General features: G+C 57.2%; 13 protein-coding genes and 1 tRNA gene. 10 read left to right on the forward strand and 4 right to left on the reverse strand.

Annotated elements, in window-relative coordinates:
- The first annotated feature begins 300 nt into the window (after nucleotides 1-300).
- Complete coding sequence (locus CA54_RS03005) at nucleotides 301-1104, forward strand: sugar transferase (RefSeq protein WP_146369380.1); 804 nt, start codon at nucleotides 301-303, stop codon at nucleotides 1102-1104.
- A 147-nt stretch (nucleotides 1105-1251) separates the two neighbouring features.
- Complete coding sequence (locus CA54_RS03010; RefSeq protein WP_197532169.1) at nucleotides 1252-2091, forward strand: WecB/TagA/CpsF family glycosyltransferase; 840 nt, start codon at nucleotides 1252-1254, stop codon at nucleotides 2089-2091.
- Nucleotides 2092-2206: 115 nt separating this feature from the next.
- Here CA54_RS03010 and galE read toward each other — a convergent pair whose 3' ends face one another.
- Nucleotides 2207-3196, reverse strand: a complete 990-nt coding sequence (gene galE / locus CA54_RS03015; protein ID WP_197532170.1) for a UDP-glucose 4-epimerase GalE — start codon at nucleotides 3194-3196, stop codon at nucleotides 2207-2209.
- A 417-nt stretch (nucleotides 3197-3613) separates the two neighbouring features.
- Here galE and CA54_RS03020 point away from each other — a divergent pair.
- Together CA54_RS03020 and cls are read left to right on the forward strand one after the other, a co-directional pair.
- A tRNA-Ile gene (locus tag CA54_RS03020) sits at nucleotides 3614-3687 on the forward strand.
- Nucleotides 3688-3790: 103 nt separating this feature from the next.
- Nucleotides 3791-5245 (forward strand): cardiolipin synthase, encoded by a 1455-nt coding sequence (cls, locus tag CA54_RS03025; protein ID WP_146369381.1) that lies wholly within the window; start codon nucleotides 3791-3793, stop codon nucleotides 5243-5245.
- A 69-nt stretch (nucleotides 5246-5314) separates the two neighbouring features.
- Here the strand turns inward: cls and CA54_RS03030 are convergent, their stop codons facing one another.
- Complete coding sequence (locus tag CA54_RS03030; RefSeq protein WP_146369382.1) at nucleotides 5315-6541, reverse strand: DUF1559 family PulG-like putative transporter; 1227 nt, start codon at nucleotides 6539-6541, stop codon at nucleotides 5315-5317.
- A gap of 183 nt (nucleotides 6542-6724) precedes the next feature.
- Here CA54_RS03030 and CA54_RS03035 point away from each other — a divergent pair, with 183 nt between their 5' ends.
- The gene (locus CA54_RS03035) at nucleotides 6725-7723 is read left to right on the forward strand and encodes a phosphoglycerate dehydrogenase (RefSeq protein ID WP_146369383.1); all 999 of its coding nucleotides are present in this window, start codon (nucleotides 6725-6727) and stop codon (nucleotides 7721-7723) included.
- A gap of 268 nt (nucleotides 7724-7991) precedes the next feature.
- On the opposite strand, the gene CA54_RS03040 is transcribed toward CA54_RS03035, so the two are convergent.
- Nucleotides 7992-9284, reverse strand: a complete 1293-nt coding sequence (locus tag CA54_RS03040; protein ID WP_146369384.1) for an aspartate aminotransferase family protein — start codon at nucleotides 9282-9284, stop codon at nucleotides 7992-7994.
- A 479-nt stretch (nucleotides 9285-9763) separates the two neighbouring features.
- Here CA54_RS03040 and fliD point away from each other — a divergent pair, with 479 nt between their 5' ends.
- The 4 genes from fliD (at nucleotide 9764) to gmd (ending at nucleotide 15271) form a co-directional block, all read left to right on the forward strand.
- Nucleotides 9764-12508: a flagellar filament capping protein FliD gene (gene fliD / locus CA54_RS03045; protein ID WP_146369385.1), complete on the forward strand. Its 2745-nt coding sequence runs from the start codon at nucleotides 9764-9766 to the stop codon at nucleotides 12506-12508.
- A gap of 75 nt (nucleotides 12509-12583) precedes the next feature.
- Nucleotides 12584-13036, forward strand: a complete 453-nt coding sequence (locus CA54_RS03050) for a flagellar export chaperone FliS (protein WP_146369386.1) — start codon at nucleotides 12584-12586, stop codon at nucleotides 13034-13036.
- 94 nt (nucleotides 13037-13130) lie between these two features.
- A complete protein-coding gene (locus CA54_RS03055) occupies nucleotides 13131-14090 on the forward strand; it encodes a GDP-L-fucose synthase family protein (RefSeq protein WP_146369387.1) in 960 nt (319 codons plus the stop codon).
- 152 nt (nucleotides 14091-14242) lie between these two features.
- Nucleotides 14243-15271: a GDP-mannose 4,6-dehydratase gene (gene gmd / locus CA54_RS03060; RefSeq protein ID WP_146369388.1), complete on the forward strand. Its 1029-nt coding sequence runs from the start codon at nucleotides 14243-14245 to the stop codon at nucleotides 15269-15271.
- A 54-nt stretch (nucleotides 15272-15325) separates the two neighbouring features.
- On the opposite strand, the gene CA54_RS03065 is transcribed toward gmd, so the two are convergent.
- Nucleotides 15326-16570: a hypothetical protein gene (locus CA54_RS03065; RefSeq protein ID WP_146369389.1), complete on the reverse strand. Its 1245-nt coding sequence runs from the start codon at nucleotides 16568-16570 to the stop codon at nucleotides 15326-15328.
- Between the two features lie 219 nt (nucleotides 16571-16789).
- On the opposite strand from CA54_RS03065, the gene CA54_RS03070 reads away from it, so the two are divergent.
- Nucleotides 16790-18400, forward strand: a complete 1611-nt coding sequence (locus CA54_RS03070; RefSeq protein ID WP_146369390.1) for a DUF1549 domain-containing protein — start codon at nucleotides 16790-16792, stop codon at nucleotides 18398-18400.
- The last annotated feature ends 15 nt before the right edge of the window (nucleotides 18401-18415 follow it).

Genomic DNA, 18415 nt, shown 5'->3' on the forward strand with positions numbered 1-18415 from the left:
ATCCCAGCAGTTCCTGGGTTGATTCCCTCCATTTTGGCAGGAGCAATCCCGTGATTGCGGACCATCTCAGCACTGATTGGCTCACGATTTGCGTTAGGGTTTCCTCCAGTACAAAACCCGCATTTATCGAGATGCAAAGGAGCACGAAAGCTTCGTGTCTCATCCCTGAGATAAATGGGGATAAATGCAAGATTTTCATGGAAATTCGGATTTCCGTGAAACGGTCCTCCATCGGTTGGCACGGCAGTCACCGCAGACCGTTACCTACCCAACCTCCCAGATGAATTTGAAGGATGTACTATGTCGGAGAACGGTACTTCGGGCCAAACAGCAACCGCCACTCTGCATTCCTCCCTAAACCCACTTTACCCTCCCCCCACTCACCCCAGCGGCTCAGAGCGTACCATCGAACATTCCGTTCGACCCCGTACACTCCGCCGCACAGTGCGTGAGGCGGTCACGCATCGCCCCAAGAGCATTGCCACCCAGCGGGAGAAAGCACTTTACGCATTCGCGAAACGGGCTCTGGACGTTTTCGTCACAGGCTCTGCGATTCTAGTGTTTTCGCCGTTGTTCATCGCAATCGCTTTGGCAATTCGCCTGACAAGTCGCGGACCGGCTATCTACAAACATACACGTGTTGGACTGCGTGGCCAGGAATTCACCTGCTACAAATTTCGCTCAATGTCCGTCGATGCGGATCGCCAAAAGGACGAATTGCGCGAGAAAAACCAACACGAGGATAGCCGCACCTTCAAAATGGCTCATGACCCGCGCGTGACGCCGATCGGACGACTACTCCGTAAGTCGAGCTTCGACGAACTGCCCCAATTGTTCAACGTACTGCTAGGCGACATGAGCTTGGTCGGGCCCCGCCCGCCGGTGCCTTCGGAAGTCGAGCAATACTCCTGGGACGACCTCCGGCGACTGGAAGTCAAACCCGGCCTGACTTGCATTTGGCAGGTCTCCGGACGCAGCAACATCCCCTTTCCGAAACAATTGCAAATGGACATCGAATACATCGAGCGTCAATCGCTGCTATTCGACATGCAACTCCTGCTGCGAACCGTACCTGCCGTGTTGAGTGCAAAGGGCGCTTACTAAATCACTTTGGGTGGGGGCTATTACGTTTGTCTGAACTAGCCCTTGCGTGGCAAACGCAAGGGCGTTATCACCAAACGTGACTTCGTGCTGTCCTAACCCCCCCCACAACTTGCGTCGCAGTGCTGACACAGAGCTGCCACAGAAAACATGTTGCCTTCACCCCACCCCGCACAAAATTGCGAAACTGACGGGGAACCCCCGCAACACCCTGTGCCGCCGCACGTCAAAATGTTCGGCATCGCCATTCATCAAGTGACGATGGACGATGCGATCGACTGGGGACTGAAGCGCATGCAAGGTCCCGCCGGACCCTGTGAGTTGGTCTTTACTCCCAATGTCGACCACATTGTTCAACTCAACCAAAATCTGCAACTGCGCGACGCATACGGACTGGCAGGTTTAGTCGTTGCTGATGGATGGCCTGTCGTCACCGCATCGCGCTGGCTCAAAAAAACGCTCCCCGCCCGCGTCGCCGGCTCTGACTTAGTCCCCGCACTGATTGCTGCTGGGGCCTCCCAACACAATCCGCGAATCTTTCTGCTGGGTGGAGCCACCGGTGTCGCGGAACAGGCAGCGGCCCGCATTCGGCAACGTTGGCCGAAAGCCAATATCGTCGGCACCGATAGCCCCCCTTTCGGATTCGAAACCCAGGACGACGAAAACCAGCGCATTGTCGCCAAGGTGAACGAATCAGCGCCTGATCTTCTGGTCGTCGGCTTTGGCGCTCCGAAACAGGAACTGTGGTTAGCTCGCCATCGCTCGCAACTCAATGCAAAGATTGCCGTAGCAGCCGGGGGCACGATCGACTTCCTGGCGGGGCACCAAACGCGCGCCCCACGCTGGGCCCAACACGCGCGGCTCGAATGGCTGCACCGCATGCTGACAAACCCACGGCGTCTGGCCGGTCGCTACCTGAAGGGGGCAATCGTCTTCCCCAGACTCGTCATCCGGGAATACCGCACCGCAGCCGACCCTCAACACCATTGAGTATTCGAGTTGCGGGTAAGTTCGCAGTTAGCTTCACGCCACGGTCCTCTACTCAGCCCAGAAGGTTTAAGCGGTAGCGTAGCAACGAACTCACTCATAGAACGTAGCTGAACCGCTATTCCGCATAGCCGTTGGGGTGGCTTTGATGCCAGTTCCAAGCGGTTTGCATGATGTCGCGCAATTGCGGAAACTGCGGCTTCCAATCCAACTCCGCACGGATTTTCTGACTGTCCGCAACCAGAATGGCCGGGTCACCCGCACGCCGCTCTCCGGAAACAACCGGGATCGGATGACCGGTCACTTCGCGCGCAGTTTCGATCACATCTTGCACACTAAATCCGTTGCCATTGCCGAGATTATAAACCCGACTGCCTTCCGCTAGGGCATCCAGTGCCCGAATATGGGCTTGCGCCAAATCCGAAACATGGATGTAATCACGAATGCACGTCCCATCTTCCGTCGGATAATCGTCGCCAAAAACCGTAATCTGATCACGCTGCCCCAAGGCAACTTCCAGCACTAACGGAATGAGATGCGTTTCGGGAGTATGGTCTTCGCCGCGCTCAGCCGTCGCTCCCGCCGCATTAAAATAACGCAGCGCCGCATACCGCAATCCATGAATCTGCTCCAGCCAAGCCAGCATGCGCTCGAGAATATATTTCGATTCGCCGTAGGCACTCCCGGGGGCAATTTTTGTCGATTCCGAAATGGGAATCTCTTCGGGGTCGCCAAACAGATTGGCCGTCGACGAAAGAATCAGTTGACGCACATCGTGATTCACCATGGTTTGAAACAGATTCAATCCGGCCGTCACATTTTGGCCCAAGTACTTCAGCGGCACTTGCATCGACTCGCCGACCAAGGAATGAGCGGCAAAGTGCAGAACACTCTCCGGACGGTATTCAGCGACCGTCGACTCAATCGCCTCCGCATCAAGCAAGTCACCTTCGACAAACACCGCATCGGGATGCACAGCGGCGCGATGCCCCTGCGACAGATTGTCGAAGACAACCACGCGCGCTCCCTCGCCGACAAGCTGCTCGACCACCACACTGCCAATATAACCGGCTCCACCGGTGACCAAAATTGTTTTTGCCGAACTCAAAGCAACATCCCTTTTCCAACAAATACGTGACGCCTCACACTGTAGTTTGCAGCCACAGAATTGTCGAATGCTAGGCCCGAAAACACCCCTCACCACTAGCCCGGTTCCTCAGTAAAAAAAAGTGAAATCGCCAATCTCCCAACCCCCATAATTCACATGTCACCCATGCGGACAATTCCGAACACCCCCGCCAATTTCGACATGAGTCAGCAATGCGGAGCGGGACAGGCGATTCAGTGCGGACTTTTGTTTTCGCAGACAGCCGTGTAGAATCCCCAAACCACCCGCCATCCCGCCCGATACCACCGGACGTGATAGTATTTCGTCGCCACCGTTTGTGACCACCGAAAGAAAAACCGAAAAGAAAGTCAAACAAACGCGAACTCCCGACAGCCTCCCAGCATCTAAACTCCCCCCGGGGCCGTAGCTCAATCGGTTAGAGCAGCAAACTCATAATTTGTTGGTTGCAGGTTCGAGTCCTGCCGGCCCTATTTTTGTCTGGTGTTGCTTTGAGAAGTTGCCGCTGGCTTGTGTCGTCCGCTCCGTTGTCCATTTTGATTTCAACTTTGTTTGCAAAAAGGCTTCGGAGCGAGAATGACTGACACTTACTTCGTCACCATCTTCGGGACGGGCCTGCTTTTCTTGATCCACGTTGCCGTTGGTGCGCGAGCGATTTTGCGCCCGCACCGCGATCCAGCATCTCGCGTGGCTTGGATTGTGGTGATTTTCACGCTGCCCGTGATCGGCATTATCGCTTACCTTCTACTCGGTGAGACGAACATTGGCCGCCGCCGCGTGGCGCGGATGCGCGAAGTGTTATCGCAGATGCCGAACGTCTCAGCTGCGGCTGCGACGGAAAACACGAGTCTTCAGCCGGAGATCCCCGAGTGTTATGCACACCTGTTCCGGATCGGATCCACGGTCAATGGATTTGAGCCGGTGAGCGGCAACCGTGGTGAGTTGATGCAGGATTCCAATGCGACGATCAAATCCATGATTGCCGACATCGATGCTGCCAAAGACCACGTGCATCTGATCTTCTACATCTGGCTCACAGACAACAACGGACGCGCGGTGGTTGAAGCACTAAAACGGGCTGCCGCGCGGGGGGTGACTTGTCGGGCGATGGCCGATGGGCTCGGTTCGCGCACCATGATCGACTCGGAACACTGGAAGGCTATGCAAGCCGCCGGCGTCCGTGTTGCCGTCGCACTTCCCATCGGCAACCCCTTACTGCGTCCGCTCAAAGGGCGGATCGATCTGCGCAATCACCGCAAAATCTTGGTGATCGACAATCGCGTGACCTATTGCGGAAGTCAGAATTGCGCAGACCCTGAATTTCGCGTGAAGGCGAAGTACGCGCCCTGGGTCGATGCGATGATCCGCTTCGAAGGTCCGATTGTCCGGCAAAACCAGTACCTGTTTGCCAGTGACTGGATGGCGCATGTCGACGAGGATATCAACGACCTACTACGGCAACCGCTTCCGCCGCTCGAAGATGGTTTGGCAGCTCAAGTGATCGGCACCGGACCGACGGTACGTTACGAGGCAATGCCGCAGGTGTTTGAAACACTGATGTATGCAGGACGGCACGAACTGGTCATCTCAACGCCCTACTACGTGCCCGACGAAGCCATGCAAGCGGCACTCTGCGCCAGTGCGCGCCGAGGCGTTGAGACCACGATCATTTTCCCCGCCAAGAACGACTCTTTCATTGTCGGAGCTGCCAGTCGTAGTTATTACGCAGACCTACTGGCGGCGGGCGTGCAGATTTTCGAATACGAAGGCGGCCTGCTGCACACCAAGTCCCTGACATTGGACGGCGAGATCACGCTGATCGGATCCGCCAACATGGACCGCCGTAGTTTTGATCTGAACTACGAAAACAACATCCTCTTCTACGACCAAGGTTTGACCGCTGACGTCCGCCAACGGCAAGCGACCTACCTGGCACATTCCCACCCCGTGACAGCCGAGATGGTCGCCAATTGGCCCATCCGTCATCGCCTGTGGAACAACACCATCGCCATGCTCGGCCCGGTGCTTTGAGCGGTCCGCCTGCGACATCGGATGACAATGCAATTAACTCGCACTGCGTCTATGCACAGCGCATGATGCTCACCATGTCAGCCAATCAAAAGGCTGCACGTCGTCGGGGAGTTGCCAAGCACCGCGGATTTCGCAATCGGGCAGCGATGCTTTGAGTTCGTCGCCGGCAGCCTGATGCCAGCATCGAACTCGCATGATTTTTAGCTGCGGCAGTTTTTGTAAAGCCTGCAACCCGGTTGCCGAGAGTTGAATTCTCTCAGTCTCCAGAAATTCCAAATCCTCAAACTGCGCAATCATCTTCGCAGACGCATCGTCAATCCCATGCAGCCCGAATAATTTTCGCGTGCTAGGGTACTTATCGTGAAGGCGTCGGAATTCCTGTTCAGACAACAAGCGAGATCCTGATCCTCTTCTTATCGTCGAATCTCGGGTGCGGCAAAAAACCGAAACCGTTTGCGGAATCCCGGCTCCATCGATCCAGACCTTGGCAAACGACACGCCGTCTGCGCTTGCCGGTTGTAGTTTGATTTCCTCGTACTTCCAGTTGCAGGTTTCAGATTCCACGCGCGTTGTCGGAATCGCTGTCTGCTCCGGTGTCGCTCTCGGCGGAGCATTTGCTAGATTTCGCAGCACCTCCTCACCCACAGCATTTCCGAAGAACTTCACACGCCCGTCGGCTAACACGAAGTAGGCCCCATCTCCTGTGGGGCGGCCAAAGCCGTTCGGCTCGTCATTGAGACGCTCCCCCAAGGCTCGCCAATTGTACGGATACGCCCACGGGTGAAAGTTGCCGGTCACCTCGCCCGCCAACCACGTGTGCGACAGCCCAGCGGTCAGGTCTTCGAACGTCACGCTGCTATTGCGGTGGAAGACATGGGGATTTCCCATGTAATGCGTTAGTCCGTAACCGTCGTGCGAGAGCTGTTGAGGGATGGCTGGATTTTCACAATCATGAAATGCCTGCCGTACCCAAGGGTCATTCTCAACATCGTCCCAAGGTCTCACCATATTCACGCCAAAAATAATTTGCGCGTAAGGATAAATCATGGTCAACCACCCGTGCATCGCCACGCCATCGTCGCGAATAATCCCCCCACTGGGAAAAGTCTCTTGGCCGTTATAGTAGTTGTGGACGCCCAGTCCGATGTTCTTGAGGCGATTCACCGATTGGGTTTTCCTGGCTTGGGTCCGCGCACGTTGGACCGCCGGAAGCAATATTCCAATCACGAGGAGCAGCACCCCACCGACCACCAGCACGGGGATCCAGCGTCGAAAGGGGAATTCTCGCACGTTCATGGTCGATGCCTCCCTCTTTGTTGTGAAACGAGTCACCCTGCGCAATGACCAAGTCGTCGTTTGGGGCCGGGAATCGGCGAACGCCAATTGGCCGTTAGACTTTCGTCTGTGCGATCCCCAGATTATAACGGGATTCTGCAATCATTATTTTCCACAGCGAGAAGATTTCTGAGGACTCTCCCCATGCCCCGCGTGATGATTTCGCCGCCGTTGTTGTACAAAAAACCGGGCCCCTACTCCGAGCGGCTCGAGGCGGCCGGGTTTGAGGTCGTCTATCCCGACTCGCCTGGATTCACACAGCAAACCTCCGAAGCCGATTTGGTTGCGGCGTTCCAGGGCATCAGTGCGACGCTGGCCAGTGGAGAGTTGTATTCGCCGTCATTGCTCGCAGCTTGTCCCGACTTGCGTGTCGTGTCCCGCGTCGGCGTCGGTTACGACCAAGTGAACGTCCCGGCTTGCACCGAACGTAAAATCGCGGTCTCGATCACCCCCAACGCCAACCACGAATGCGTTGCCGAGCATGCCTTTGCTCTGATGCTGGACATTGCCCGCACGGTCACACAGACGGATCGCGAAATGCGCAGCGGCCAGTGGAAGCCGCACATCATGAAGAATGTTCGCGAGCGGACGCTGGGCATTATCGGCTTGGGACGCATCGGCCGCAGCATGGCAATCCGCGCTCGCGCGTTTCGCATGAATGTCATCGCTGCCGAACAATTCCCCAATGCCGAATTCAACGCCGAGCACAACATCGAAATCGTGAGCCTGGACGAACTACTCAAACGCTCCGACGTGATCTCCGTCCACGCGCCCCTGACCGACGAGACGCGCGGGCTGATCAACAAAGAGACGATCGCCAAAATGAAACCGGGCGTCTTTTTCGTCAATACCGCCCGCGGTGGATTGGTTGTGGAAGCGGACTTGATCCCCGCTCTCGAATCGGGACACATCGCCGCCGCTGGCTTGGATGTCTTCGAAGTCGAACCAACCCCGGCCGACAATCCGCTGTTAAAACTCGACAACGTTGTCGCCCTGCCCCACATCGGCGGCGTGGATGAAAAATCATTGCGAGACATGGCCGACGAAGCTGCAGCCAATATCGTCGCCATGTCCAAAGGGACTTGGCCCCCCAACGCGATTGTGAATGAAGCGGATATTCGTGAGACTTGGAAGTGGTCTTAGGGGGGGGGAGGGAGGCTTGAGGCTTGAGGGGACAGGCTTGAGGAAAACGGTGATTCTCGAGAGAGCTTTGCTCGGGTAACGGGTGGCACCGATTGTTTTGCAATCGGTGTGCCGTCGGTACAAGAAGCCGCAGTTTACGGTCTGCGTAATTGGCGGATTCGGAAATTTATTCAACGCTGTCATTGCGGCTTCTTGTTGGCTATGCCAACCCCGATTGCTGCGCAATCGCGGCTACCCGTTTTCTTGTGTTGGCTCCGATTGAAGCGTATTAGCTGCCCATTGCTGCCAGCGAATCGTCGACCACGTTCAGCACGCGATCAATATCATCTGCATCGTGCGCCAAGCTAAATCCGTGATGGCATGAGCCGCCGCCGTAGTCGTGGAAGTACACGCCGCGCTCTGTCGTTTCGCGGCAGAATTGCAGCATCGTTTGCGGATCGTGGACCAAGCTTTGCCGGTAGTTGATGACCGGTTCCCGCGTGCCGAAGATCATGCCGAAGCGGCTGCCGTGGTGTTGGAACCGTACCGGCACCGGGCTACGCTGGGCAATCTCCGCCAAACCGGCGAACAGCCGTTCGCCCAACGTATTGATGTGCTGCCAAAACTCCGGCGTGGTAATGGCCTCCACAAACGCCAACCCGGCTAGGATCGACGGCAAGGGCGCGTTGAACGTTCCGCTGTGGGCGACATCGCCGACCGGTTTGTAGCGGTCCATCAACTCCGCTTTGCCTGCAATTGCCGAGAGCGGCAGGCCAGCACCGAGCGATTTGCCGATCGTACAAATATCGGGCGTCACACCGAAATCTTGTTGCGCGCCACCGGGACTCTTCTTGGCGAACGATTGGATTTCGTCGAAGAACAAAATCATGTCATTCTCATCCGCCAACCGCCGCGCCAATTCCAGAAATCCCGGTTCGGGCAGAATGCAGCCGCAGTTGAAATCGACCGGCTCAATCACGATCGTCCCCACATCGCTGCGATGCTCGGCAATTGCCGCTTCGAGTGCTGCGGGATTGTTGTATTCGACCGGTACGATCAACTCCGCCATCGCCTCTGGAATACCCGCGCTTTCGCGATACGGCGGCGACGCCTCCAGTTGCCCCGCCGGGGGGTGCCCGCCGATAAAGGTGAATTCGTGATACCCGTGAAAATGCCCGCGAAAACGAATGATCTTATCTCGCCCGCTCACCGCACGGCACAGCCGCAACGCATGCAACGTCGCTTCGGACCCCGATCCGGTAAAGCGCACACGTTCGCCGCAGGGAACGATTTCGCACAGACGCTCAGCGAGTTCGATGTGATGTTCGGTATCCAGGCTACACAGGACACCCGCCTCCCAGGTTTGTTCAAACACCCGTCGCAGGCATTCCGGTGCATGCCCCAATAGCGTAGCGCCGTGGCTCATCGACATATCGAGAAACTCCCGCCCCTCAACATCCCAAAACCGCGCCCCTTTGGACCGCGTCGCATAGACCGGCTTGCCCCACGCTTGATTAAACCGCGTACTGGAACAAACCCCGCCCGGCAGGACAGCAGCGCCGCGTTGATAGATGTCCGTCATATGTGTGACTCTCCGTTGTTGAATTCCTCGATACGCAACCACGGTAGAAAACCCAGCCGCGTGCGGCAAGCGTCGAGCCGGGAACCTGGCCCCAATAGCAAAACCCCTCCTGCACCAGCGGTCCTGCACGATGTTGAAAAATCTACGGACAACCCACAACACGCACTCCGATAACCATAAACCGAATCACAATCCCAAACCCCACAGGAACCACAAAGCCCGGTTCACCGGGCGCCCCGCGCAGCGGTATTAGCCCTGTAAACGGGACTGCTCTTCTGGAAAACGAATTGTGTCAATGTACCGCACCAATCACGAAATCCAAAAATCCCACAAAATCTTCCAACTTCCCCTCAAGTCCCACCGCCCGCCTGCCGATAGATCTCAAATACTCTACGGAGAAAATCCGTCGGGCTGGTGCTGCGCGGTGTGATAACCGGGTGCTCCAACTGGTAAACCTCCTACTGAAAACGAAACGGCACATGGGCACAATTTCTACCAGCGTTGGACTGGCGAGCAATTTGCCGACAGGCGAAATCATTGATGCGCTCATCAATGCCCAGCGCGGTACGATCGATCGGCTCGCGAGTCGTGCCGAAGAATACGGCGCCACGAGCGGTGGACTCAACGTCCTGTCCGGAAATTTGCTCTCACTCACCGGATCGGCCACCACGCTCGGTAAAGAGACGACGTTTGACAAGCTGACCACGACCGTTTCCAATCCAGCACTCCTCAGCGTGGCGCCCAGTCCCGATACCCCTGTCGGAACCTATGAATTCGAGGCGATCCGCAAAGCCACCACGCAACAAATCTATTCCAAGGGGTTTGCCAACACAGACACTCAGACGCTCGGCGAAGGCGTGATCACCATTGCCTCGGGTGGGAAATTGGCGACTCCCACCCCACTGGACATACTGAATGAGGGCCAGGGTGTCGCCCGCGGCGTATTTCGTATCACCGATGGCAGCGGCGCGGCGGCCGATATTGATATCAGCGATGCCGTGTCGGTCAACGATGTGTTGGATTTGATCAACGAAAACACCGCAATCAGCGTCGAGGCCCGCGCTGAAGGGGATGGCATAATCCTGGTCGATACGTCCGGTCAATCGGCGACCGACTTTTCCGTCGCGGAACTCAATGGCGGTCATGCGGCCGAAGGCTTGGGGCTGCTCAAGACAACCGCGGGAACCACGATCACCGGCGACGACATCAACACCATTCCGGGCGACTATACACTCGATTTAATCAATGGCGGCAATGGCCTGCGACTGATTGAAGGTGCTCCGGAACTACGGATCAGCCTCACCGACGATCCTACAACGGAATTCGATGTCGACCTCGACGACGCAGTGACGTTGCAAGATATCGCCGATGCCATCAATGACCACGAAGACAACGCCGGCAAGGTGCTGGCCGAAGTGAACAACGGCCAATTCACCCTCACCGACCAGACGGGCGGTGGCGGGGCGGGTTCTTTTGAACTGACCGAAATCAACGATGCCAACGTCCTGCATGAATTGGGATTGGATGTTGCCGCTGTGGGAAACACCATCAGCGGCGAGCGCATCATCGGCGGACTCGACTCGGTCCTGCTGCGAAATCTCCGCGGCGGACAAGGTTTTGATCAACTCGGATCGATTTCACTGACCGACCAATCGGGAAAAACCGCCGTCGTCGACCTCAGCAGCGCCACATCGCTAAACGATGTGATCAACGCCATCAATCAAGCCGAGGACACCGGCTCGAAATTGAATCTCACTGCTACGTTCGACGAATTGGGCACCGGGATTCGCATCATCGACACCACGGCATCGCCATCAGGCAACTTAACCATCGCCGACATGGGCGGCTCGACGTTGGCGACGCAACTTGGCATTGCCGTCGACGCATCCCAAAGCTCGGTCGAGTCCGGTTCGCTCAACTTGCAATACGTCAACGCTGCCACGAGTCTCGATGGCTACGCCCCTGGTGGCGGAACACCACAAACCAGTGCGTTCACGATCACCGACTCCGCCGGAAACACCGCGACAATCAGCCTTTCGACATCAGTAAAAAACATCGGCGATGTACTGCAGCGGATCAATTCCAACGAGACGATCAATGTACAAGCGCAACTCAACGAAACGGGAGACGGCTTTGAGCTGATCGACCTCGCCGGGGGAGCTGAAACACTCACCGTCCAAGACCTGGGTGGTGGTCAGGCAGCGCAGGGACTCCGGCTGTTGGGCGAGGTGGATACCAACGAAGGGGGCCAGCAACGGATCTCCAGCCGGTTGACGACGGAGATCCAAATCGACGCCGAAGATACGCTGAATGACATCGCCGAAAAACTGAACAACGCCAACGCCGGGCTGACCGCTGCCATTATCGACGACGGTAGCACGCTGAACTCCAAACGATTAGTGCTCAACTCCACCCGGTCGGGGTCGGAGGGTGCGCTGATTCTCGACTCAGAGGGATTCGACCTCGGATTGACGATCACCACACGAGCCGAGGATGCGGTACTTCGCATCGGTTCCAACCCCGCCACGGCATTTGTCACAACCTCAAGCACCAACCGATTCAACACCGGCATCAACGCCCTGATTGATATCAAAGAGGTGAGCGAAGATCCAATCACGGTCACGGTGCAGCGTGATCAAGACAATATCATCAACTCCGTGCAATCGTTCGTCGACTCGTACAACCGAATCATCGATGCCGCCGCAGACCTAACCAAATTCGATCCCGATACCGGTGAACGGGGCGTCCTGCAAGGCGAAGGTATCGTCCTGCGATTGCTGCGGCGTTTAGACAGCGAAGTCACACAACCGGTCGGAAACCTCAACGGACCATATCGCTCACTAGTAGACTTGGGAATTACTGTTACCTCAGGCGGCAAACTCCAACTGGATGACGAAGTGCTCAAAACAGCACTCGACGACAACCCCGCCGCCGTCCGCGAGTTCTTCATTGAGGCCGACAACGGTTTGTCCGACCGTCTGGAGACCACGGTCGATGCCTTCACCGACCCGTTCACCGGCGCGATTTCGCTACAAAACGAAGCATTGACCGCATCATTGCAGTCCATCGACGACCGGATCGGTGTGCTCAACGAAATCCTGGAAAACAAGCGGGCTCGTCTTGTAGAGCAATACGCCAGAATGGAAACCATCATCAGCGAATTGAACTCGCAATCGTCGGCGATCGATCGACTGGCAGCGCTCGCGAATCCTGGCTCGTCGTAATCACCGCAGCCTCGCTGCGCTTAAACATCACCATCTACCTTTCACTACGTCTGACTAAAACAAAGGACCGACATCATGCCTGCCGCTGATCAATACCTGGAAACACAAGTCTTGACCGCCCCCCCCGAGCAACTGCACATGCTGGTCGTCGACGGCGCGCTGCGTTTTGCGCGGCTCGGTGTTCAAGCCCTGGGTGAAGCCGACTACGCACTGTCGCACGATTCGTTCAGCCGCAGTCGCGAGTTCGTCAATGAGTTGATCAACGGACTCAAAGCCGATGGCGACGAAGCCATGGTCGTCAACATGCAGGCGGTCTTCGGATTTGTCTATCGCGCGTTGGTCGACGCCGACGGTCAACGGGATGCTCAAGCAGCAATCGACGCCATCAAGATCCTCCAGCAGCATCGGCAAACCTGGGTCGAGTTGATGGAAAAAGTCAACAGCGAACGCCCCGCCACCTCCACACCCACGCCACATCATGCCATGCTTGATGAGCAAGAGAGTCCCTCGCGCTCCTGGGTTTCGTAATACTGGCAGTATCTGCACAGCGTCTATACCCCCCGGCGGAGCCGGGGGCTGAGAGACACTGATAAACGGGCCGCCGCATCAAAGGATTGATGGTATGAGTTTTCTAACGGGACGCCGCATTGTCGTGACCGGAGGCGCCGGTTTTTTGGGAGCACCGGTGTGCGCGGAATTGGCCAAATTCGCACCCGAGTCGATCGTGGTCCCACGCAGCGCCGAGTTTGACCTCCGCGAACGCGACGACATCCGCCGCTTACTACGGACCGCCCGACCTGAGGTGATTGTGCATCTTGCGGCAGTCGTGGGTGGCATCGAAGCCAACCGCCAAAACCCCGGGCGCTACTTCTACGACAACGCCATCATGGGCATCCAAATGATGGAAGAAGCCCGGCAAGCGGGCGTTGCTAAGTTTGTGACCACCGGCACCATTTGCTCCTACCCCAAATTCACTCCGGTCCCATTCCGCGAAGATGCCATTTGGGACGGCTACCCCGAAGAGACCAATGCTCCCTATGGTCTCGCCAAAAAAATGCTGCTGGTGCAGGCACAAGCCTACCGCGAACAATACGGTTTTAACGCCGTCTCGTTGCTACCGGTCAATCTCTATGGGCCGCGAGACAATTTCGATCTGGAAACCAGCCACGTCATTCCCGCCCTGATTCGCAAAATGATCCAAGCCCGCGACGCGCGTGCTGAGCAGGTCGAAGTTTGGGGCACCGGGACCGCCTCCCGCGAATTCATCTACGTCGAAGACGCCGCCCGCGCCATCGCCTTGGCGACGGACCGTTTTGAGAAATCCGACCCGGTCAATATCGGCTCCGGACAGGAAATCCCAATCGCCGACTTGGCTCTGCTCATTGCTGAACTGACCGGCTACACCGGCGAGATTTGTTTCAACAGCAATCGCCCCGACGGCCAACCCCGTCGCTGCTTAGAAATTTCGCGAGCCGAACAAGAATTCGGTTTCCGCGCCACAACCTCCCTCCGCGACGGCCTCACCGCCACCATCGCCTGGTACGAACAACAAACCAAAAACACCATCACCCCCGCAGCGTAGGGTGCGTCGCGACGCACCTTTCTCGCCGACACCAGATGGTTTTCCAAGTCACGAATTCGACAACAACCCAGCCAAACGGACACCCCAGCGAAGCGGTGCTTCGCGAATTTGCATTTCCAAACGGAGTTTGGGAACGCGGGAAATCAATTCAAATGACCGACACGACCAAACGCGCCTTAATCACTGGCATCACAGGACAGGATGGTTCGTACCTGACCGAATTCCTTTTGGAAAAAGGTTACGAGGTGCACGGCATTGTCCGCCGTTCGAGCACGTTCAGCACCGAACGCCTCAATCACCTCTATCAAGACCCTCACGAAACCAACCCGAAACTGGTCCTGCACTACGGCGACCTGACCGATGGCGGCAGCTTGTCGAATCTGGTCCACGAAATCGAGCCGCACGAAATCTATAACCTCGGCGCGCAAAGCCACGTGCGGGTTTCCTTCGACCAGCCGTTGTACACGGTCGACGTCGATGCGCTCGGTACATTGCGACTGCTCGAAGCAACGCGGCAACTCAACCGCCGTCACGAAGTCCGCATCTATCAAGCCTCCTCCAGCGAAATGTTCGGGAAGGTTTCCGAAACACCCCAAAACGAAAACACTCGCTTCCATCCCCGCAGCCCGTACGCCTGCGCCAAGGTCTTCAGTTTCCACCAAACCGTGAACTACCGCGACGCCTACGGCTTGTATGCCTGTAACGGAATCCTGTTCAACCACGAGTCCCCCCGCCGCGGCGAAACTTTCGTCACCCGCAAAATCACGCTCGGCGCGACCCGCATTCGCGAAGGGCTGCAAAACAAACTGTACCTCGGCAACCTCGACGCCAAACGCGACTGGGGTTATGCCGCCGATTACGTCGAAGCCATGTGGCTGATGCTGCAACAAGACCAGCCCGAAGATTTCGTGATCGCCACAGGAGAAACGCATTCCGTCCAAGAATTCCTGGACCTCACCTTCGAGCAGGTAGGACTTTCTCCAAGACCGTACGTCGAAATCGACCCGCGCTATCTCCGCCCCGCCGAAGTCGACTTGCTCTTGGGCGACGCCACAATGGCCCGCGAAAAACTAGGCTGGCAGCCGAAAACCACGTTCGCCGAGTTGGTCAAAATCATGGTCGACGCCGACTGGGAACGCGCCCGCCGCGAACGAATCCTCGCCACCGTCCGCGCCGCTTAGAGGAATCCCGGGTGCCACTGGCGGCTCGTCCGCCAGTGCTACGTTTGGTGTCATTCAAAACGGCACCGGCAGCAGAAAACCGTGGTGTTCAAACAACACCCATTTGCCATGCTCTCCTAGGCTGGGCGTGAACAACAGTAAGAAGACGTAGACGGCCAACAACGGCAACATCACTCCACGACCCAGCCAACGCAGACCCCACCAAGCATCGGTCTCGCGTTTCATGCCGCGTTGGTAAGCCCAGCCGGACAGTAGTTTCACCGGCCAGATGCTGACGATGAACACGATCGTCACCATCCACATCGCATCCCGCGGCGGCAGGACCACTTTGGCCAGGTACAACGGCAGCGACAACACCAACGTACCAATCACGGCCAACGTACCCGCGATCGGTGCTCGGCGAAAAATCCGCCGCACCGTCCGCAACTCAAACGCCGCCCGCCACCGCCGCTCCGCCGCAAACCGCGCTTGCAACAGCGGCATCCAACTCAGCACGGGAATCAGCAACAGGCCCCCGGCAATGGTCACGGCAACCAGTCCACCCTCGGAACTATTCGCGGCGGCAAACATAGCTGTCGGCACGATCAACCAAGCCAAACCCGTGAGAAATCCCCGGAGCCCCAACCACCACCGTTCGCGAATGCGGAGCGACGCAATGAAGGCCCGTATTTCCCGATCGGCAACTTCAAGATACTGACCATTGCGAATTTGCTTTCGCAGCCAACGCAGATTCTTTAGCGGTCGAAAGAAGCAGGACAACCCGCCTCCCCGAGCGAGAGCCAAATAGATATGCACGGCGACCAGCACGGCCGCCACAATCACCGCACGGTGCAAACCTACATCGGCTGTCGAGCCGGCAGAGATCAATCGTGCATCGGCCGCCAGTCCCGCCAACAACCGCAGCGGCAACAAACAGAGCGATATCCCCACGCCGATCGAGGCGATCCGTGACAGCGACGCGATATCAGGAAACGCATCCCGCCACCGTCCCCCCCCTGCCACTCGCCCCCGTGCGACTCGCCCCTGGGCATCTAATAGATACCCCAGGACCCAAAAATTCACGATCGGCACTGCTGCAACCACCGCCAACACCAACACCGCCCCGATCAGCCGATACACAAACCGAATGGCCCGAAAAAGCACAGCGAACATCCCCCACAGCGACCCTCTCTGACGCTGCGCGGGTGGTGCGGGATCGGGCGGTTGATCGACCAACGATTCGTCGTAAAACGTCGTCAATTCTACGGGTTCCGTCCGCAATTCAGAGGTGTCGGCAGGGGATTGCAAATGCTCGGACATGAGATTGTTTTCTTTCGATCCGCCGGAATTCGCAAATGGCGTCAAGATTTCCCGCAGCCACTCGAATAACTCAACGGCTGCACGGCAATCGGTTATTCGCCTTGCAGACCTCGATCTTTAGAGAATAATCAAATTGGTTCTTCCAAAACAGATGGTTCGTGTGGGCTGTCTGGAAAGACCTTGGCAAGCTGGGAACGCGTGTCACCGCGCGAGGCGATCATGAAAGTACGAGCCGCCCTGATTCCAATCGCTGTTGTCGCCGGCGTGACCCTGCTGGTCGCAGCGGCCGCGCGCGATCCCCTCCGCCAGCCGCGCCGTTCATCACCCGCCAACGTGACGCCCTCGCTCTCCTCCGCCGTCGCGACGGTCGACGATTATCTCAATCAATCTTGGACTGATGCCAACATCACTCCAGCTGAACCGGCGGATGACCTACAGATACTGCGACGCCTGTCACTGGCGCTGCACGGCACGATTCCCTCGCTGGAAGAAATCCGTCAATTCCAAACCGACACTCAACCCAACAAGCTGCGCCGCTGGACGCGACGGCTGTTGGACGATCCCCGCTTTGCCGATTATTTCGCCCAACGTCTCGCCCGTGTGTATGTGGGGGTCGATGAAGGACCGTTTATCATCTTTCGCCGCGATCGTCTGACCGATTGGCTCAGCAACCGGCTGCAAGCTGATCACCCCTATGACGAAACGGTGCGACACCTCATTGCCGAGACCGGGCTGTGGACCGGCGCGCCGGCGGTGAACTTTGTGACCTCTGCCCGCATCGACGAAGACTTCGACGAAAACAAACTCGCCGGCCGTACAGTCCGCGCGTTTCTAGGCCAACGCATCGACTGCGCCCAATGCCACGACCATCCCTTCCGCGATTGGACCCAAGACCAATTCGAAGGACTGGCTGCGCACTTTGGACAAGTGTCATTGTCCCCCTTCGGACTGGAAGACATACCGCAGGAGTATACAATCCAGGACCGAGAGACACTCGAAGATCGTACGGTCGTGCCGTCGGTTCCCTTCTCACCAACATGGTTACCCGCCGCCGGCACATCGCGCGGACAATTGGCCGCTTGGTTAACCCACCCTGAAAACCGCCGCTTCCGTCGCGCTACCGTGAATCGTGTCTGGGGACTCCTCTTCGGCCGCGCTTACCTCAGACCGGTAGACGACCTCGACGACCCGCCGTCGACCGATGCCCCCGACCTGCTCGATCTGCTCGCAGACGATTTCGCAGCACAGAACTACAGCATCAAACACCTAATCGAAACCATCACCGCCACCCAAGCCTTCCGCGCAGCTTCGACCATCGACGGCAGCGATGACTCATCGCTCGCCGCCGCCGAAAACAAATCGGCCGTCTTTCCACTGGTACGATTGCGTCCCGAACAGGTCATCGGCGCAATCCTGCAAGCCGCATCGGTGCAAACCATCGACCGCAACTCGCATTTACTCGTCCGCACCATCCGCCTGATTCGCGAAGGAGATTTCATCCGTGAGTACGGCGATCTGGGGAGCGACGAATTGCAGGAACGCGGCGGGACAATACCGCAGCGGCTTGTACTGATGAACGGCGACCTTGTCCGCGAATTGATGGAAAGCAATCTCTTCAACTCCGTCGGCGGCACCGCCACATTGGCTCCCACCGACGAGCAATGCATCGAAACCGCATTTTTAATTTGTCTGTCACGAAAACCAACACCACCCGAATCAGCCCACTTCGTCGCCCAACTCCAAGACAGCACGGACGAATCACGAGAACAAATCGTCGAGGATCTATTTTGGAGTCTGTTAAACACAACCGAGTTTTCCTGGAATCATTAGACCAACATCACCCGC

The organism is Symmachiella macrocystis (genome assembly GCF_007860075.1).
GTDB lineage: Bacteria > Planctomycetota > Planctomycetia > Planctomycetales > Planctomycetaceae > Symmachiella > Symmachiella macrocystis.